Consider the following 20,002-nt stretch of genomic DNA (forward strand, 5'->3'; position numbering starts at 1 on the left):
CCTCAACTGCCACGGCCAAAAAAAAGATTTTTCGCTTTGCGAGAAACGTTGACCGAACGCGTCACTGTTTTGCCATCTATCCGTTGAGCTCCTCGCGAACAACTCGCTCAGGAACGTTCCACAACGAAAACAACCGGTTCAAAACATGAAAAGACTTTACACGCTGGCTTTGGCAACGGCATCGCTCACATTCTCCTCGGCGACACTCCTTTCATCCGGGAACGCGTCCGCTTGTGGTGGAGGTGGATACTACGCTCCTCCGGTGCAAAGCCATGCCTACGACGTGCCGTCGTATCCGATACACACGAGCTACTACACAACACGTTCGTATCCAACTCATGCCCACAACCCGCCTGTGCATCACACGCCCCACACCCCCGGCGCGTCGTCCGTCACGTCCTTCCCAACTCCCTCGCCTCCAAGACCGCAAGTGTCGTTCCCGAGCAACTCATTCCCTAACAACACGTTCCCCAACTCCATCCCATCCACATTCCCTCAGGTTCAGCAACCGAATTTTCCTGGTAACTCCACCGGCGGCCCCGGCAACGCATCGGGACCATCGATCCAGCTAGGCCAGATTGGCGAAAACTCACTTCGCAACAGAGAGTAGGGTCGTACTCGCAATTCCAGTTCCGTCCGGCAATGGATCGGGCGTGTGTCCTGCTGTCGCGATTGCGGCAGCAGGATTTCTTGTCGTTTCACCGTTGGAATTCGAACCATGCGACTGCGTCTCTTGATCGTCCTCCTTTTGATGCTGCCAAACTTCTTGGCGCAAAACCGACTGCGAGGCGACGATGTCGCTCGACTCACGACGGCGTACGAAACGGCAATGCGTGCGTACAACGATGAGCGATTTCACGATGCCGCAACGCACTTTGAAATCGCGGTAAAACTCGCTCCCAGCGTGTACGGTCGCGGGCAAAAGGGGCCACTCCACAACAACACGGCACAACTGACCAAGCTGCTCGCTGACAGCTATCAAGAAACCTTTCGTTTGAACGAAGCCCAGCGTCTTTACGACGTCGCCGCTCAAGCACTCAGCAATGAAAACGGTCCACACAGCCCCGCAGCTCTGCTATGCCAAGACAGCCTCGGATCTCTCTACCGACGGCTCACGCAGTGGGATAAAGCGGAAGCGGCGTACCTGCTGGCGTACAAACATCTCGACGATGAATCCGCCAAAGCGTTGACCGCGAAAAAGCTCGGCCGTCTCTATCTCGAACAAGACCGATTCGGAGAAGCGAGGCGTTTTCTCGATGAGTCGCTCGCGTTCTTCGCATCGCGATCCGATCGCAGGAGCCGCTTGGGTGCCGCGTCCTGCCAACATGAACTCGCGATGGCCGCCCTGCGACAAGGCGATCTCGAACGTGCGACGACGCTCATGCAACAGGCCTTTTCCAACCGCTCGGCCTTATTGCCCCAAGGCAGCCGCCTGATTTCACAATCGGAAGGCATGCTAGCCGTGGTTCTTGCTAGCCGGCAACGCGATGATCTCGCGCGCCCGCAACTCGCCCACTCGATCGAACAAATGAAGCGATTCTGGTCGACGGATGAGAATCTCGAGGTCGCCATTCTCCAACACGAATTTGCGTTGCTGTTAGGCCGTGAAAAACAATTCGCCGAAGCGGCCGAATGGATGCAGCGGTCACGACAAACGTATCGAAAGTTCATCGTTGATACCCTGGCGTCGTTGCCACAAAGCGAGCAACTGCGCTTTTTGCAGCGAGAACAGACAGGACTCATGGACGCCCTTGCCATGGCCCTCGTTTGCCAAGGAAACCCAAAGATGCAAACTGCGGCATTGGAATGGGCCATCAATTTCAAAGGACTCTCGCGAGAAACACTCGCACAGCAAGAATTGCTCGCCCGCGAAACGGCGACCGGCTCACCGCTCGCAGACAAAGTGTCGGAATTGCAATCGCTACGTGCACGCCTCTCCGCACTCGCCGTCTCGGCCGAGTCTCCTGAACAAATCGAGCTGAGGAATAAGCTTGCCGCGCAAGAAGCCAAGCTTGTCAACACGCTGGCCCAGTCGGGCGCGACCGCCGCGAGTCAACGTGGATGGACGACCGTGCAAGACGTCGCGAATCAATTACCAGTCGACGCGATGCTCATCGAAATCGTTCGGCTTGATCGCGACACCCCTGCGATCACGTCCATGTTCCCTCCCGACCGGCAAACGACCAACGCGTGTTACGTCGCATGGACGCTTTCCTCGAGCGGGCAAACGAACTTCGTCAATCTTGGATCGGCGAAACGCATCGACGCAGCCATCGAGCAAGTTCGCCGACAACTCGATGGCGAGGCGGCAGTGCAGTCGCTGACGACCGACGCGAGTTCGGCTCACAAGAATTCAATCGAGTCGCTACGGCAATTATCGCAAAGGATCCTTTGGCCCCTGCTTCCACATTTGCAAGGTTCATCACGTTGGGTCGTCAGTCCAGATTCCAACCTTTGGCTCGTCCCCTGGTCGGCGTTGCTCATGCCGGACGAAACTTTTGCGATCGAAACTATCACGATTAGCAACGTGGTCAGCGGCGCGGACCTGATTCCCAAGCCTGAAAAAACTCGGGCACTCGATTACGGATTCATTCTCGCGAACCCCAACTTCGATTTGTCTGCCGAGCAAGTGCAACTGGCGTCGGTAAAAACCGTCAGCTCCATCGAACTCGCGCAGTTGCAAACCCGCAGCGTTAAACTATCGACCGTTCCCATCCCACGCACATGGAACCAATTGACCGGCACACAACGCGAAGCCGAGGCAATCGGGACGCCGCTGGGAAAACTCGCCGGCGGAAACGTCTACTTGCTCGAAGGAGATCAAGCGCTCGAGGCGTACATCAAACGCTCGTTGCCGCGGCCCAAGGTTGCCGTCTTGGCAACGCACGGCTTCTTCCTGCCCGACGATTCGAGGTCAACACTCAACCCCCTGCTGCGATGCGGCCTTGTGCTTGCGGGAGCGAATTCGCGGGATCTATCAACCGCCCAAAACGGAGACGATGGGATTCTCACCGGAATGGAAGTTCTCAGAATGGACCTGCGAGGCACCGAAGTCGTCGCATTGAGTGCTTGCGACACCGGCATCGGCGATGTCACCAACGGCGAAGGGGTCGCTGGCTTGCGTCAGGCGTTTCACCTAGCAGGAGCACGGCGTGTGATCGCGACGCTTTGGAGCGCATCGGACTACTACACACCGGACTTGATGAAGACATTTTGGGAATCAATCGATTCTCAAACATCCCCCGCCGCAGCCTTGCGAGTCGCCCAGCTCAAACTGATCGAACGGCTGAAGAAGGACGGCATGCCGCCCCATCCATGGTTTTGGGCACCGTATTCGCTAACCACCGTGGGCAACCCGGGCAACTAATAGGGAAGCGTCCCACGCGGATGCGGGACAACGACGGCGTTCGCTGCTGACGCAGCGGATGGCGACATCGAACGGCCCCTGAGGACTTTCGCTACGCAAGCGTCACGGGTATTTGCGTTCTTGTTGCCGAGTCTGGACGTGCATTTGGTGCTTCAGCACTTGGTTTCGGCTCCACTTCTCACCTTCGGTCCATTTCGGCGGCGCCAATTCGCTTTCCCATTCTGCCAAGCGTCGCTTCATCAACGTGACCTTCTCCGGATGATCACTCGCGACGTCATTTCCCTCGCCCGGATCACTTGCCAAATTGAATAGCAGATCGGGGTTTCCTTCGACTCGAATTAATTTCCAGTCGCCCATACGAACCGCCGCCGCAACACCGCGCCGCCAGAACAACGCGTCGTGAGGCGGACCGGATGTGGGATCGGCGATGAAGGGCAACAGGTTCACGCCGTCGAGCGGCAAGCCTTGATAGGTCGCCTCTGCAGCAGCGAGCGTTGTCGGCAGAATATCGAGGGTGCTGACCGGTGCATCGAACGAGAATCCGCCGGGAAGATGACCGGGCCATGTCATGCAGAACGGAATCCGAATCCCGCCTTCCCATTTCGATCCTTTCATTCCGCGATACGGACCGTTGTCGGATCCGTTACTGGTGGCACCGCCGTTATCGTTGGCAAACACGATCAACGTATCCTGATCGAGCTCGCGATCGACGAGCGACTGACGAACCCTACCGATTCCTTCATCGAGGGCCTTCATCATGGCCGCATAGGTGCGACGCTTGCTATCGGAGATCGAATCATAAAACTCCTTGTCGGCCTCTTTGCCGTGCAGCGGTCCGTGCGGGGCGTTGTAAGCGAGATAAATGAAAAAGGGATCGTCCTGATGCCGCCCGATGAATTCGACGGCCGCATCGGTTAAATCGTCGGTGAGGTACGTGACCTGTTCTTCCGGCAACAATTCGGTGGCGCTGATCTGAATCCGATTGCTGCGATTGGCATTGCCGGGATAGGGCCAATAACTGCGATGCCCTGCTTCGATCGCAAACACCTCATCAAATCCTCTCCACGAAGGATCGTATTTGCTGCCTCCGCCCATGTGCCACTTCCCAACACATTGGGTGACGTAGCCGGCATCTTGGAACGCGTTACCGATCGTCCGCTCGTCGACGCTCAATCCCATATCGTCCGCAGTGTATCCTTCGGTCGGGATCGCAAAGTTGTTGAACTCATGACCAAAACGCTGTTGATAACGTCCCGTCAAAAGACCGGCTCGCGATGGGCAACAAACCGATGCGGTCACGTAGGCATTTGTAAAGTTAACACCATCGGCGACCAATTGATCGATATGCGGAGTGAGTATCTGGCTGCCGCCTGTGACCCCCAAATCCGCGTAACCCATGTCGTCGGTCAGGATCACGATCACGTTAGGACGTTTCGCGTGAGCTTCGTTGAATGCCAATACACCAATTAGCAATGCAGCGACCACATGGTATCGATTCATAAAGCAGACTTCTTTGTTTGGTTCTTTTTCAATTTCTTGTTCTTGGCACTTTCCGCGGACGAATTGTATTGCGGATTCAATTCTGTCGGCACGGGAGCTCCCGTCTTGGTGCGCCACTGGGTCAACATAGCGTGCAATCGGGACGCCTTTTCGGGCATGGTCGCCGCGAGATTCTGCCGCTCACCCGTATCGACATCGAGGTCGTAGAGTTCGAGCCGGCCGTCTTCGAAGTATTCGTGAAGCTTCCATTTCCCCAATCGGATCGCAGACCCGGGACGGGTGCGAAAAAGCGGATCGTGAGAGTCATCTTTCGCACCCGCATACGCTTGCAAATAAATGGGGAAGTGCCAATACAGGGCGCGTTCGCCTAAGTCACCCGATTGCGTCAACAGAGGCATCAAACTCACCCCGTCGAGCTGCTTGCCTTCGGGGACATCGACTCCGGCAGCCTCTAAAAACGTTGGGAAGAAATCGATCCCGATGACGGGCACATCGGTCGTACTACCGGCGGGAACTTTCGCTGGCCAGCGAACCACCAGTGGCTCGCGAATACCGCCCTCAAAGTACGATCCTTTGCCCGAACGAAACGGGGCCTGATCCGAAATATTGCGAATGCCTCCATTGTCGGAGCAGAACAACACCAGTGTGTTTTTGGTCAGGCCGAGGGCATCCAGTTCGTCGAGAATTTTGCCGATACCCTCATCCATTTTCTCGATCATGGACGCGTACACGGCATGGACGTTTTCTTTGCCTTGGTATTTTTCAACCAAGCCGGGAACCGCTTCGAGACGGGTGTGCACCGAATAGTATGCCATGTGCATGAAGAACGGCTTTGCTTGATTCGCCCGCATGAACCGGATCGCTTGATCGGCATAGATATCAACACGATGTGTCTTGGCCGGATACTGATCGCTGAACGCTTTCATCGGCCCACCCTGGAACGGCGAAAAATAGCCTCCACCCGATGGGCTTCCCGACGTGTCACCGCCGATATTGACATCAAAGCCTTGCTGGGTCGGATCCGGCCCCAAGTGCCATTTACCAAGGTGGATCGTTTGATAGCCGGCGTCTTGCAAGACGGCCGCGATCGTGAGGTTATCAAGAGCAAGATGTTTGGTGTTGTTGGTCGGAACGAGCTTCCGATCACGCGTTTTCCCACGTTCAGACGTATCGACGGTGTAAACCCCGTGGCGAGGCCCGTACTGCCCACTCATCACACACGCCCGGCTCGGCGCGCAGTTCGCCGCGGGTGCGTAAGCGTTGGTAAACAGCATGCCATCGGCACGCAGTTGATCGATATTCGGCGTGTGATAGCGATCACTGTTGAACCCAACGTCCATCACGCCCAGATCATCGGCGTTGATGTAAATGATATTGGGCTTGGGTGGTTCGGCGCAGACACCGGTTGCACACAGGCACGCGAACATCGTCGCGATTGCGATGGGGATGATTTTCATGTCGTTTGGTACCTAGCTAATTCTCAGCATTAAAACGTTAAACGAGACCAGCCCGCCGGCACCACGCCGCTAGGCTTTTCAGCGGCAGCAAGCCGAACCGCCGGTTGGAGTAACACCGGGGTTTGAACTTGACAAACCACGAGCAATCGCTGTGACGGGTTATTTCTTTTTGGGTTTGCCGAATTGGAAGTGATCACTCGGCGTGTGCACATCCGCGAACAGCTTTCGGGCTTCCGCAACCTTCTCGGGATAGTTCCGAGCAAGATCGTGTTTTTGCTCGAGATCCTCTTTGAGATTGTACAACTCGATGCGGTCGACGTTCGGGTCGGAGGAAGTCGTCTTGTCCTGCAGTGCTACCCAGTCGCCCATCCGCAATCCTCGTTTGTCAGGATGATGCAGCTCGAAATAGACGAGATCATGCTTTGGCTGGGCCTCAACGTTACCTTTCAGCAACGGCACGTAACTGATCCCATCGATGCCCGAAGGCGGATCGACGTTTGCCAGTTCACACGCCGTCGGCATGAGATCCCAATGGGCGGCGATATGATCGCTCGTCCGCCCGGGCTCAATCACCGATGGCCACGCGGCGATGAAGGGAACTCGAACGCCGCCTTCGTACATGTCGCGTTTAATCCCTCGCAGCGGACCGTTGTCGTCAAAGAACTCGATCTTCGCTCCGCCGCTGTTGTGCGGTCCGTTGTCGCTTGTGAAGATCACCAAAGTGTTCTCTTCGAGCCCCAACTCTTTAAGCAACTCTCGTATTCCGCCGATATCACGGTCCATCAACGTGATCATCCCGGCGTGTTTCTTTTGAGCTTCCGGCCAATCCTTCTTTTCGTACAGCCGGTAGGCCACGTCTTCGGATGGGATTTGCAATGCCGAATGCGGGATCGTGTAAGCCAGATAGAGAAAGAACGGATTGGCCTGATTTTCGGTGATAAATGAACGCGCTTCACGGGTCATAAAATAATGGCTGTAACCTTCTGGCGTGTTCGCTTTGCCGAGTTCTACCTTCTCGCGATTGCGCCACACCCAGCCGGGATAATAATTATGTGCGTGCCGCTGGCAGTTGTATCCGGCAAAGAAGTCGAACCCTTGATTGAGCGGATCGCCCTCACTCTCGGGATAACCGAGGCCCCATTTCCCAACCACGCCGGTTGTATACCCGGCTTCCTTCAGCCGTTCGGCAACGGTGATTGTCTCCGACGGAATCGGGAGCTGGCCGGATTCGTTGGTCGGTGTTTTCTTGATTTCATGATTGCCGCGGATAAAGCAGTGCCCGACATGTAACCCCGTCATCAACGCGCAGCGTGATGGCGCACACACGGCGGTCCCTGCGTAGTAATCCGTCATGCGAAGACCGTCGCTGGCCATCTGATCCAAATTCGGCGTCTGGATCATTTCTTGGCCATAGCAACCGAGTTGGCCGTACCCGAGATCATCAGCCATGATGAAAATGATGTTCGGCTTTTTGCCAACATCCGCGGCAGCAACGGGACCGCATGGCCCCCACACCCCCACTAAAACCGCGATCCACAGAAAAAACGAAGTGCGTAACATGTGATTCGTAATCATTTCCGTCATCCGCCTTTGGATTCATGTGGTTCAAACAGGTCTCACATCCTCATTAACGCCAGCAAGAATAGCTTAATCGGGCGACGAGAGACAACTTGCGGCAAACACGAGTAAATCGTGGGGCTCGATTCAGCTCGACCGCAAAGTTGATGGTAGCCGGAAATCGCCGATGGTTTGACGCGTTCCACGATCTGAAGTGGGCAAGTGCGTTATTGGCATTGTTAGTGGGGAGAGACCGGACGGCTTGCGCCGTTCCGCTACGAATAGCGCTGAAACAATCTCTGTCCCGAGAGACCGAGCTAGGTAAACGGCGTTGCGTGAACAGCGTGCTGCCTCCGCCAGACGTGGACCACGTTCTGGCGGATGGATTGACGTATCGGAGGCCTACGTCATTTTCAAAAATCAGCAGCAGTGCGTTAGCGTGCAGCCGCCTTGTCGGATGACAAACGGCAGCGAATTTTTTCTTTGACCAATCGAGAAAGGAAACCAATCTTGCCTGTGTTCTGCGGCTCTTCACCTTTAAGCCGCCGCGCCCGAATTTGCTTGAGCTCCTCGTCAATGACCCTGGCGCGAACAGGCTCGCCGTTGGCTTCATCAAAGCAGTGAAAGACCGGCTCAAAAAGATATCGTGCGTTGAGCATCATCAACATTTTGGCGAGTCCACCCTGTGCGACCGTCGATCGTGGGACGATGGTCTCGCTGTTGATATAACGAATCGAAGCGGCAACCCGACGCGTCGACGAGTCTTGCGTCCGGTGAATAATGTCTCCGCGGAGCAACAACAAATCCCCAGGGCGGAGTTGCGGCGTCTCTTCGATTTCGGCGAGATCGAAATCGAGCGTTCCTACCTTGCCGCCTTGGTCATCATCTTTGACGATCCAGCGTTTGCCCGAACGCAACACACGGGTCGCTCCTCGGCCCAATAACCGGTCGTGAATTTCAGGAGCCCGCTCTTTCAATCGATCCAGCGGAACAACAGTGAGGTTGGACTTTTCAAGGACCGGTTTGACGACCGGCATGTAGAAATTCAGATAGTTTTTGACGTCATGCCACATCCAATAGTTCTCGTGGTCCTGGTGCCACGGGAACGCCTGCTGGGCCCCCTTGCCGGAGCTACTCAAGGTCACTTTTTCGGACACGGTCGAAAAATAAACGCCGTCGTTGAGGCAATCGACTCGGACGCTCGAACACGCTGCAACCTGTTCGTTGACGTGCCGAAACTTTTCCTCGAGACGGTCCATGGCCGCCGGTGAGATCCTGCGAACGCTGTAATTCGAATTGACTTCGAGTGCCGCGGCTTCAAAGTCCTGGTGGAGCATTTCAATCTCCTCTTGATCCAAAAAGGATCGGATCAGGAGAAATCCGCGTGAATCCATGTCGGCAAAGGAAACCGGATCTGCTTCACTCATCAATACACTTCGTTTCAACAAGGGGTTGCGTACACTACAGCCCCCAAGATTAATATCAAAAATCTCGCTGTCACCTGGTAATTGTGGCAAATCGATCGGCGCAGCCGGATGCTCGCTCGGCAAACGCCCGAAATCCTACAATCGGCCAAAAAAAGACACTCAGACGGCCCGCGCCGCTGCGCCGACCGCAGAACCGAGCCTGCGGGGCGGTGACGGAATCCAGACCGGAGCTTCGCGAATCCTTAGCGGGACTCGAGCGGGGTGACGTCGCGTTCGGTGCAACCGGTGTAGATCTGACGCGGCCGGTTGATCCGGAACGCCGGGCTGCTGTGCATTTCACGCCAGTGGGCGATCCAGCCTGGCAGACGTCCGATCGCAAAGAGCACCGTGAACATCTGGACTGGAATCCCCAGTGCGCGATAGATCACGCCGGAGTAGAAGTCGACGTTGGGATACAGCTTGCGTTCGATGAAGTACTCGTCCTTCAATGCGACTTCTTCGAGTTGCTGAGCAACTTCGAACAAGGGGTCATCCAAGTTGAGTTTCGCAAGCAGTTTGTCACAACAGGCGCGGATGATCGTTGCCCGCGGGTCAAAATTCTTGTAGACGCGGTGACCAAAACCCATCAGGCGGAATTGGTTGTCTTTGTCCTTCGCCATATCGACGTACTTCTTGACGTTGCCGCCATCAAGTGCGATCTGCTCGAGCATGTTCACGCAAGCTTCGTTCGCTCCACCGTGCAGCGGCCCCCACAGAGCACTGATGCCCGCGGAGATCGATGCGAAGAGGTTCGCGTTGCTACTGCCAACCATCCGTACAGTCGACGTGCTGCAGTTTTGTTCGTGATCGGCGTGAACGATCAACAATAGGTTCAGAGCTTCGGCGAAGTCCGGATCCATGTAGTACTCCGACGCCGGAGTCGCAAACATCATGTGCAAGAAGTTCTCGGTGTAGTTGAGACTATTCTTGGGATACATGAACGGCTGGCCGATCGATTTCTTGTAGCTGTACGCCGCAATCGTGGGCAGCTTGGCGAGCAATCGGTAAATCGAAATCTCGACCTGCCGGCGGTCGTTGACTTCGAGCGAATCTTGATAGAACGTCGAGAGTGCACCCACCACGCTACTTAGAATCGCCATCGGGTGAGCGTCGCGAGGGAAACCGTTATAGAACGATTTCATGTCCTCATGAATCATCGTATGTTCGCGAATCCCGGCTCGGAACGTTTCGATTTCGCGTGAGGAGGGCAGTTCACCGTAAATCAGCAAAAACGCCGTCTCGATGAAATCGCAGTGGGCGGCGAGTTGCTCGATCGGATAACCGCGATAGCGAAGCACGCCTTTTTCACCGTCAAGGAAAGTGATCGCACTGCGGGTGCTGCCGGTGTTAACGAAACCTTCGTCGAGCGTGATCGCCCCCGTCGTGGCTCGCAACCGACTGATATCGAGGGCTCGTTCACCCTCCGTTCCTTCGACCAAAGGCAGTTCACAGCTCTGGTCGCCCATCTGAACGCGAACCGTGTCAATTTGCTCGGTATCCAAACTTGCTGAGGGCTTCATATGAAGATGCGATTCGTGTGAGTCAGGGTTGGCAAACGGATCGTTCGTAAATCGGGTTGTGGGGGGGCTCCCTTCGTGAACGTTGCCGTAGTGTAGCCCTGTGTCGGGTCATCGACAATCAGCGTCCCCGTTTTCAAAATTGGATCGACAGTTTTTCAAAACGCGACCAGCGGCTTCGAAAACCGTTTACGAGGCAACGTGTTGTGAAATTTTACGCCGCACGTGATAGGATTCGCTGAGAGAGAGCCAAATCGATTCCGAGGAAAACGAAAAACGGGAAATTTTTCCAGTGCGCGCACACATCATGGTGGTCGAAGACGAGCAGCATCTCGGCGTCGGCATCAAATACAACCTCGAAGCCGAAGGGTACCGCGTTTCGCTGGTCGAAGACGGCCCGGCGGCGTTGAAACTGATCGACCATTCGCCGCAAAGCATCGATCTGGTGATCCTCGATTTGATGCTGCCGGGGATGAGCGGCTACACCGTTTGCCAACGGATTCGAGAAGCTGGGTTGGGTTTGCCGGTGCTAATGCTGTCGGCCCGGACGCTGCCCGAAGACCGGACGCGAGGATTTGACGTCGGGGCCAACCAATACATGAGCAAGCCCTTCGAACTCGATGAAATGCTCAGCCGTGTCAAAAACCTGTTGCAAATTTCACAACACACTGGCACATCCGGAAAGACCGGAAACGCGTCCGCCGGCAACCACGCCCCGCCGCCGATCCCGTCCCAAAAAGTCGATGCGATCGAGTTCGGCCAAGTCGCGGTGGACTTCCGCACCCACCAAGTTCGCGTTGCCGGCAAGCCCGTGCGGATGACGCCCAAAGAACTGCGTCTGCTGCGTTACTTCGTCGAGAACCCCGAACGGGTCATCAGCCGCTCGGAACTTCTCGTTCATGTTTGGGAAGTATCCGGCAACGTCCAAACCCGCGCGGTCGATCAGTTTATCGCGAGATTGCGAAGAATCATCGAACCCGCCCCCGCCACCCCCATCCATTTGCTCACCCTCCGGGATGCCGGCTACCGCTTCGTGCTGCACCCTGAACCGGAGCAATGAAGAGGGGAACCGGAAGAATGCCGAGGGCACGGCGTTGCATCCGGGTCCGGGAATCTGAACAGAGTCTCGCGGCGTCCAAAGAGGCGAACAGGCACAACTGCGGCGACTCCATGATGACGGCCGAGCCTCAGCGGCGATCCTTCAGATGCTGCCCTTCCCATCCGCACACGTCGCCCAGATCCGCAGGCGATCTTCCTGCGGCAGATCGTCACGCAACGCATATTTCCCCGTGCGCCAATAGTTTTCGCGGCGGTGAATCCCTAGGCTGACCACGCCAAACTCCTTACACTGCACGTCGCCGACGTTTTACGCAAGTTTCCTCCACGCACCCATCAGACGTCCGTGTCCGAACTCACTCGCTCGCAATCGATTTTTATCCGCCATGAATTCGCGATTCGGCGGTTGCACTCGCTCTTGGGCATCGTGCCGCTGGGCCTTTACATGTGCATCCACCTGACCACGAATGCCAGCCTGCTCAACGGAACCGAAACGTTCCAACGGGCGGTCTACTACATTCACTCACTCGGCGCAGCGTTGCCGTTGGTTGAATGGGGAGGCATCTTCTTGCCGCTGCTCTTCCACGCCATCCTCGGCGTTTGGATCATCAAGACCGGCAAGTCGAACTTGGGCAATTACAAGTTCACCGGGAACAAGCGTTACACATGGCAACGCTGGACCGGACTGATCGCGTTCGTCTTCTTGATGTTCCACGTCCTTCACCTGCACGGCTGGTTCCACTTCGGGCCATGGCTCGCCGTGATGAAACCGCTCGGCTTTGCCCAATTCTACCCCTACAACGCGGCCTCCTCACTGGCCCTGGCGATGGACCAATGGGCCTGGGGCTTATTCTGGCCAGCGTTCTACTTGATCGGCGTGTGGGCAACGGTATTCCACCTCGCCAACGGGCTGTGGACCGCCGGGATCACGTGGGGGCTGTGGATCTCCCCCGCCGCCCAAGAACGAGCGACCAAAGTTTGTGTGGCGTTCGGCGTCCTTTTGGCGGTTATCGGAACAGCGGCTTGGTGGGCGGCAGTTGCTCCTGGACCGGAACAAATCGCCAAAGCTCGCGAAACCGAAGACATCATGTTTGAGGCGGCCCTTAAAACCGGCCTTGTCTACGACATGCCCGAAAAACGATACGAGGCCGAAGGTGAAACCGCGGAACCAGACGCGGACGACGTTGACGCGATCATTATCGAAGAAACGATCATCGTTGAACCGACCGCCGAAACCGAAACAGAGCCGAGCGAATCTGAATCTTGATCAGGACTCGGTAACTTTCGCCGATGGACAAACCGTCGGCGGAACCCCCATTTCATCACACATCCACTGACCCTACTGGTTCCACCCGGACACGAAGGTTTTTTCAACATGGCAGCGTCCACTCAACCCGCCCGCGTCGTCGTAATCGGTGGCGGACTCGCCGGACTCGCATCGGCGATGAAGCTCGCCGAACTTGGTTCCAAAGTCGATCTGATCAGCCTCACGCCTGTCAAACGTTCACACAGTGTTTGTGCCCAGGGCGGAATCAACAGCTGCAACGACCAAACTCGGCAACTTGGTGACGACGAATGGAAACACCTCGACGACACCGTCTACGGAGGTGACTTCCTGAACCACCAGCCGCCTGTCAAAGAGATGGCGTTCTGGGCTCCGAAGGTCATCGAATTGATGGACCGTCTTGGCGTTCCGTTTAACCGCACCGGCGAAGGTTTCATCGACCGTCGTCGATTCGGCGGAACCCTTTACAAACGCACCGCATTCGCCGGAGCGACCACCGGACAACAACTTCTCTATGCCTTGGACGAACAAGTCCGACGCCAAGAAGCCGCTGGTGCGATCAACAAATTCGAGTTCTGGGATTTCCTTGGCTTGGTTCAAGACGAAACCGGTCGCTGCCGTGGTGCCGTCGCCCAAAACATGAACACGATGGAAATCCGCTCCTTCCCCGCCGACGCCGTCGTCGTCGCGACCGGTGGTTGCGGGCTGATCTACGGACGCAGCACGATGAGCGTGTTCTGCACCGGAAGCGCCGCCAGCCGTTGCTTCCAAGTCGGTGCGAAGTACGCCAACGCCGAATTCATCCAAGTGCACCCGACCGCGATCCCCGGTGCCGATAAGCTGCGACTGATGAGCGAATCGGCTCGTGGTGAAGGCGGACGCGTCTGGGTTCCTCGCACACCACAAGACTCACGGGCCCCACGCGACATACCCGAAGCCGACCGATACTACTTCCTCGAAGAACGTTATCCCGAATACGGGAACCTGGTTCCACGCGACATCGCGACACGTGAAATCTTCGACATCTGCGTCAACGAAGGGCTCAGCGTGGAAGATGACCGGATGTGCGTCTACCTCGACTTGACCCACATCGAACGATCCGAACTCGACCGGAAACTCGGCGGTATTCTCGAAATCTATGAGAAGTTCCAAGGGGTCGATCCACGGGACGAGCCGATGAAAATCTTCCCAGCGGTTCACTACAGCATGGGCGGATTGTGGGCGGATTACGTCAAGAGCGCCGATGGTGGACTCGAACCCGGTGCCCCGCGTAACCACATGACGAGCATCGAAGGTTTGTACGCGATCGGTGAATGCGATTACCACTACCACGGCGCCAACCGCCTTGGTGCGAACTCGCTGCTATCGTGCATCTTCTCCGGATTGTTCACCGGTTCGTCGATCGTCAACTACGCTGCCTCGCAATCGTCAGGCGCCGCCGACGTTCCTCAATCGCTGCTCGATGCCGCGGTCAAGGCACAACAAGAACGCCACGATCACTTGCTCAACGGCAACAAAGACAGCAACGAAAACCCGTACCTGATTCACCAAGAACTCGGCGACATCATGACCCGCGTCGCAACGGTTGTTCGCAAGAACGACCAACTTCGCGAAGCGATCACGAAAGTTGACGAACTGCACGAACGTGCGATGCGAGTGAACCTTGCCGACACGGGTGCCTGGACCAACCAAAATGTGATCTTTGCCAAAGCGCTTCAGGACATGTTCCCGATCGCCAAAGCATTGCTACGTGGAGCGTTGCAACGTGACGAATGCCGTGGCGCCCACTTCAAACCTGAGTTTATCAAACCGCCGTTGACCTCCGATGATCCGGCCGAACGCCGCCGCCAAGCCGAAGCGTGGTGTGATGCGTTCCAAGAAAACAACGAGAAGTATCTCAAGAGCACCATCGCGACCTGGAACTCCGGTTCCAACCAACCCGAACTGACGTACGAAGACGTGGACACATCACTGATCCCACCACGTCCTCGACTGTACGGCCTCGTCGGCGCCGAAGCCATCGAGGAGGTCTGGAACGAACGAGCCGCAGCTCTCGCGGCAAATAACCAAACCAGCAAACCGTACGCGGGTTCTCATTGATCTAGAATGAAATTGCCGGCCGGGTCGATTGGCCCGGTTGCGGTGATTTTTCATCCGACATTTTTTCGCTCGAATCTTTCACCTTCCGCCGCCAAACGAGTCTTCAATACCGATGATCGCCCTGGAACCTTCGATTAAGAATCGTCCCGAGTTCATCAACGTCCGTGTTCGTCGCCAAGACGCCCCGGGCCAGAAATCTTACTGGGAACTCCACAAGATCAAGTACGAACGGGAGATGAACGTCATCAGCGTGCTGCAGCGGATCGCCGCGCAGGCCACCACCGTTGACGGCAAAAAGGTCTCACCCATCGCATGGGATTGCGGCTGCCTCGAAGAGGTTTGCGGTGCCTGCACAATGGTCATCAACGGCCGCGTACGTCAAAGTTGCAGTGCACTCGTCGATCGTTTGCTCGTAGAAAACTCTGACGAAATCGTGCTCGAACCGATGAGCAAATTCCCCGTGCTCCGTGACCTGATGGTCGACCGCACCCGGTTGTTCAAAGGACTCGAACGCGTCAAGGGATGGGTTCCTGTCGACAGCTATTACAACCTCGGTCCTGGCGAACGCATCTCGCGAGATGACCAAGAACGCAACTACCCACTCAGCCAGTGCATGAGCTGTGGCTGCTGCCTCGAAGCGTGCCCGCAGTACACCAAAATTGAACTGACCCGCGAGGAAGGCGAAAGCCAGGAAGCATTCGAAGCTCGCAAGAAAGCGGCATACGAAGAAGCATTCGTTGGACCGCATGCGATCTCCCAGGCAATGCTGTTCAACAACCACCCAACCGGCAAAGCTCTCGCGGCCGAACGACTTGACGCGTTGACCGGACCAGGCGGAATCGCTGCCTGCGGCAATGCTCAAAACTGCGTCGCGGTTTGTCCGAAGGAAATCCCGCTGACCACCTCGATTGCTCGCGCAGGCCGAGCCACGACACTGCACGCGATCAAGAAATGGTTTGATCGATAGGAGCAGCAACGAAGCTCGCACATCGATCGCCCGTGCTCGCCAATTCTCACACGCGACAACTCTTATTCGCTACTGGCGAGCCGGCACCCAACCGGCCCTCGTAAAGACACGATGGGCCATCTTCCGGCGCGTGAGCCAATTCCGCGCACGCCAGCGGTTTGCTGAGTGGATCGCGCAGCGCAACGGTGCATCGCTTGAATCGAGATCCGAAATGGAAGTATCGATTCGCAATCCGAAGTGTGAGCGATGGATCCATTGCCATCCCGGGCTCAAACTCTTTGAAGCCGTGTGCTTGACTTCACATTCCCGCGTGCATGAGGGCCGGACGCGGTAGTGGCCGGGGGGACGCGTGGGAGTTTTCTACGCTCACGTAGCAGGAGGCTCCGAACGCGGGTAACGCCAGCAATTCTCGGTCTCGGGGGACGTCGATTGTATTACTGAAGGATTTCAAAAGTAGCGGAACGGCGCGAGCCGTCCGGTAACGCGGAACCGGACGGCTCGCGCCGTTCCGCTAAAAAGAGCACTAAAACAATCGACGTCCCGAGAGACCGATCTACGTGAAAGGTAACGACGCGCAATTAACCCCCGACAAACAACGCGCCCACACCGAAGATCATCAACAGAACGATGATGATCAGCAGCGCGATCACGACTTTAGAAGTGTGGTATTTGACATCGGGAGTCAACCGAATCACCTCTTGATACTCCGGCGCAAAAATCGTCCTCCCCTTGGCCGATAATAGGAGATAGAGGATATACCCGTTGATGATCGTACCGACCGGAAACCCCAGCAAGCCCAGCGCACTGAAGATGCTCGCGACGATCCGCGCTGCGGGACTCAGCCTGCGAAGGCCCAACCCCAACCAAATCCACAACACGCCAAGACCGAGATAGACCAGCCCGATCACTCCCAATTCGATCGGCGCTGGCCCGCCACGTGCCATGAAAGTCCCCGCCGCAGCAAAAGCGCCCATCGGGATAAATACAATCGCCCCCAGGAAGTACAACACACCAATCGATTTGATCGATGCCTCGTGAGCGATGTGTTGCCGCCTGATCTGATGCGCATCCGAATCCACCGCAACGATGCTCTCGCCCAACTGACTCGTTGGCGCAAATGGATTGACGGGCGCGTCAGCCTGGGACGCTTGGGGTTCATAACCGTAAGGATTGGGTGGGTTGCCTGAACTCATTAGTCACTTTCAATACGGGTGGGCAGGGACACACTCGATCGCGTCGCGTGCCAGCTTAACGATTTCGCAATCGCACTAATAGTTGAGCGAAGAGATCCGGTCGAGACGGCGTGTTTTTGGTATCCTGGTCGACGACACGCTCTCTTCGCGATGCCGGAGTCTCTGCCCCGCGCATTTGGCTACAGTGAACCTCGCCCATGACTCCACCGAAAACTTTCGACGTTTGCCATCCTTCGCCGGCTGATAGAATCGGACACATGGATGTGACCTCCCTCTGCCGAAATTACCTGCGCATTTTTGATGCCATCCCTTCGGATATCCCGTGGGGAGTGATCGCATTGGAACGACACGTGATGGTTGTCGACTCGCGCGAGGAATCAACGAGTGTGATCATGGAAGCGGTTGCCTCCCGATTCGGAACAATCATCGCGACCGAATCCATCGCTTCCCAGCGCTGCGATTCTGGCCCCCTGCTAGGTTGTCTCCTGCACGTTGCAGGCGATGCCGACGACGTTGAGGGACGGCTCCGCGCAGCCTATTGGCAAGCGACCGAACCCTGCGGAGACCGGGAAAACCCGCCCTTTTGACCAAACGTGTCCACCGGGTCGCCAATACTGAATGACGTCGTACCCATCATTCACAAAAAAGGGGGCCCTTTTCATGAACCGATCCTTCATCACCTACCACCGCGACAATAAACAACTCCACACCAGCAAGCTCAACGGATTCCCATTCGTTTCATTCGGGATTCCTGTCGGCCAAATCAACGGTTCGACATGCTTTGAGAGCGTGACCATCACGATCGGCGGAAAGCGTGAGCGTGTGGTGACCGAGCGGGACTTCGGCGGCCCAGTTTCGATCTGCGTCGAGACCAAAGGACAGCCTCCGCAATGGTTCGGCCTAGCCTCCCGTATGCCGACGGCGGCTTCGGAAGAATGCCAGCCGAACCAGGACTCATACCTTCAAGAAATTTCCGCCTGAGATGAACGCACTGCGATCGGGATCGTGACGTCGGACCAATGCGAATCCGGTATCGAAACAAGTACTAGTCTCACGGTGACACCGAACCACACGCAGCTCCAACCAAAACGTGGGCAAAACCAATCGCACCCGTTCCTTGGGGTACAGCTGAAACGGTGTCACGACGCCGCACGCGTCCTTGGAAAAGTCCTTCGTATAAACGCCAAAGAAACGCTTTTCCCGCTTGATCGAGGGCAATGGCCGATCAATCGACATCAACCCACGCATCCGTACGATGCGCCGCTGCTTATCACGACGATCCGGATCGACGACTGCAACCACCCCGGTCTCAGTGAAAAATTCATTCCACTGTTCCGGAAGTTCGATATCCCACGAAACTTGTTGAATCAGACCGGCATAGTGGACTGGATAATCGAAGTCCAACATTTCACCATCTCCGGGTCGAGGGCATCACCACTTTGTCGCTCCAGCAACTCGATTGCTTGAGGCCGCGTCATCGGTGTACGGTAAGGACGCTGACTGGTCACTGCTTCGTAAATATCGACGACCGCGCACAACCGCCCCCATGGATGGATTTCGTCTCCGGCGCATCCCACTGGATATCCACCACCGTCGAGTCGCTCGTGATGCTGGTAAACCATCATCAACTGTGCTTCGGTTAAGTCCGCGCGGCCGGCGACCTGCCGAAACCCCGTCAGCGGGTGTTTCTTAATAACGCGAAACTCCTTCTCGTCCAAACGTCCGGGCTTGGTCAAAATTGCATCCGGAATTTCCAGCTTGCCGAGATCATGGAGCAATCCGCCGGCAATGACCAACTCCACATCCGCGGCCGAAAACCCTAATTCCGTGGCCAAAATCCCTGCGTAGTAGGCGACATTGGCGCTGTGCGTGAATGTCGCGTAATCATGATTAAGCACGCGGAACAAGTCGCCTGCGGCAAAATCTTCCCGGGTAACGAGGCTCGCCGCGATCCCACTGAGCTGTGAAGCGGCATCGATCGTATCATCCGTATTCTTGCCTCGGAAACTCGTCTCCAAGACATCTAAAACGACTTCATTGAGCGCAGCAGAACGGTGCTCGTTGCTGACGCCGTCCCCATCCCCTGAGGCAACGTCTCGCAAATACTCTTGATACTGTGCCCGCGCTTCTCGCTCGATGAATAACTGATGCACCCCGCGCGATTTCAAGCGGTTCAGATCCTCCGGTGCCATCGGATATTCCGCACCACGATACAATTGTGCTCGATCTGATTTGTCGACACGACAATACAGATCCGCACCAATCGCAGCCGTCGGCGAAAGCGTCGATACGCTTATGGCGATAAGGTCAGAAACGAACATGGGGCATTTAAACGGAAAGAAACGATCCTGGAAGGAAACGACCAACCAACAATAGGTTACGAAGGTCAACACCATGACCTCTGTGACCAAATTCGACTTGTTTTTCACGGAAGCTCCGGAACTCCCCCTCTGCGGGGCCGGTCGAGATCCAAATCTACACCACTCGAAGTAACGATATCAGAAAAAAGTGGATTGTTTTCGATGGAAACCACATTT

General features: G+C 56.2%; 16 protein-coding genes. 8 read left to right on the forward strand and 8 right to left on the reverse strand.

Annotated features, from left to right (window positions below):
• The first annotated feature begins 145 nt into the window (after positions 1–145).
• Entirely contained in the window at positions 146–610 is a 465-nt protein-coding gene (locus NB063_RS18870) for a hypothetical protein (protein WP_250930317.1), read from the forward strand.
• 108 nt (positions 611–718) lie between these two features.
• Positions 719–3,367, forward strand: a complete 2,649-nt coding sequence (locus tag NB063_RS18875; protein WP_250930318.1) for a CHAT domain-containing protein — start codon at positions 719–721, stop codon at positions 3,365–3,367.
• 102 nt (positions 3,368–3,469) lie between these two features.
• Here the strand turns inward: NB063_RS18875 and NB063_RS18880 are convergent, their stop codons facing one another.
• The 5 genes from NB063_RS18880 to NB063_RS18900 form a co-directional block, all read right to left on the reverse strand.
• Entirely contained in the window at positions 3,470–4,867 is a 1,398-nt protein-coding gene (locus NB063_RS18880) for a sulfatase (protein WP_250930319.1), read from the reverse strand.
• A complete protein-coding gene (locus NB063_RS18885; protein ID WP_250930320.1) occupies positions 4,864–6,324 on the reverse strand; it encodes a sulfatase in 1,461 nt (486 codons plus the stop codon). Before NB063_RS18885 ends, NB063_RS18880 begins: the two co-directional genes overlap by 4 nt.
• 159 nt (positions 6,325–6,483) lie before the next feature.
• Positions 6,484–7,899 (reverse strand): arylsulfatase, encoded by a 1,416-nt coding sequence (locus NB063_RS18890; RefSeq protein ID WP_250930321.1) that lies wholly within the window; start codon positions 7,897–7,899, stop codon positions 6,484–6,486.
• Between the two features lie 416 nt (positions 7,900–8,315).
• The gene (locus tag NB063_RS18895) at positions 8,316–9,308 is read right to left on the reverse strand and encodes a phytanoyl-CoA dioxygenase family protein (protein ID WP_250930322.1); all 993 of its coding nucleotides are present in this window, start codon (positions 9,306–9,308) and stop codon (positions 8,316–8,318) included.
• 242 nt (positions 9,309–9,550) lie between these two features.
• A complete protein-coding gene (locus NB063_RS18900) occupies positions 9,551–10,867 on the reverse strand; it encodes a citrate synthase (RefSeq protein WP_250930323.1) in 1,317 nt (438 codons plus the stop codon).
• Positions 10,868–11,156: 289 nt separating this feature from the next.
• Here NB063_RS18900 and NB063_RS18905 point away from each other — a divergent pair, with 289 nt between their 5' ends.
• The 4 genes from NB063_RS18905 to sdhB all read left to right on the forward strand — a co-directional run bounded on the left by NB063_RS18905 (position 11,157) and on the right by sdhB (position 16,272).
• Positions 11,157–11,924, forward strand: coding sequence for a response regulator transcription factor (locus NB063_RS18905; RefSeq protein ID WP_250930324.1), 768 nt, complete (start codon positions 11,157–11,159; stop codon positions 11,922–11,924).
• 342 nt (positions 11,925–12,266) lie between these two features.
• Positions 12,267–13,187 (forward strand): succinate dehydrogenase cytochrome b558 subunit, encoded by a 921-nt coding sequence (locus tag NB063_RS18910; RefSeq protein WP_250930325.1) that lies wholly within the window; start codon positions 12,267–12,269, stop codon positions 13,185–13,187.
• A 108-nt stretch (positions 13,188–13,295) separates the two neighbouring features.
• On the forward strand, positions 13,296–15,305 hold the full coding sequence (gene sdhA / locus NB063_RS18915; RefSeq protein WP_250930326.1) for a succinate dehydrogenase flavoprotein subunit: 2,010 nt from the start codon (positions 13,296–13,298) through the stop codon (positions 15,303–15,305).
• 112 nt (positions 15,306–15,417) lie between these two features.
• The gene (gene sdhB, locus NB063_RS18920; RefSeq protein ID WP_250930327.1) at positions 15,418–16,272 is read left to right on the forward strand and encodes a succinate dehydrogenase iron-sulfur subunit; all 855 of its coding nucleotides are present in this window, start codon (positions 15,418–15,420) and stop codon (positions 16,270–16,272) included.
• A 578-nt stretch (positions 16,273–16,850) separates the two neighbouring features.
• Here the strand turns inward: sdhB and NB063_RS18925 are convergent.
• Positions 16,851–17,465, reverse strand: coding sequence for a hypothetical protein (locus NB063_RS18925; protein ID WP_250930328.1), 615 nt, complete (start codon positions 17,463–17,465; stop codon positions 16,851–16,853).
• A gap of 257 nt (positions 17,466–17,722) precedes the next feature.
• Here NB063_RS18925 and NB063_RS18930 point away from each other — a divergent pair, with 257 nt between their 5' ends.
• Positions 17,723–18,052 (forward strand): hypothetical protein, encoded by a 330-nt coding sequence (locus tag NB063_RS18930; RefSeq protein WP_250930329.1) that lies wholly within the window; start codon positions 17,723–17,725, stop codon positions 18,050–18,052.
• A 73-nt stretch (positions 18,053–18,125) separates the two neighbouring features.
• Positions 18,126–18,446, forward strand: coding sequence for a hypothetical protein (locus NB063_RS18935; RefSeq protein ID WP_250930330.1), 321 nt, complete (start codon positions 18,126–18,128; stop codon positions 18,444–18,446).
• Here NB063_RS18935 and NB063_RS18940 read toward each other — a convergent pair.
• Together NB063_RS18940 and NB063_RS18945 are read right to left on the reverse strand one after the other, a co-directional pair.
• Positions 18,420–18,872: a PilZ domain-containing protein gene (locus NB063_RS18940; RefSeq protein WP_250930331.1), complete on the reverse strand. Its 453-nt coding sequence runs from the start codon at positions 18,870–18,872 to the stop codon at positions 18,420–18,422. The genes NB063_RS18935 and NB063_RS18940 overlap by 27 nt on opposite strands.
• Positions 18,833–19,786: an HD-GYP domain-containing protein gene (locus tag NB063_RS18945; RefSeq protein ID WP_250930386.1), complete on the reverse strand. Its 954-nt coding sequence runs from the start codon at positions 19,784–19,786 to the stop codon at positions 18,833–18,835. The genes NB063_RS18940 and NB063_RS18945 overlap by 40 nt, the downstream gene beginning before the upstream one ends.
• Positions 19,787–20,002 lie beyond the last annotated feature (216 nt).

This window comes from Aporhodopirellula aestuarii (genome assembly GCF_023701485.1).
Lineage (GTDB): Bacteria > Planctomycetota > Planctomycetia > Pirellulales > Pirellulaceae > Rhodopirellula > Rhodopirellula aestuarii.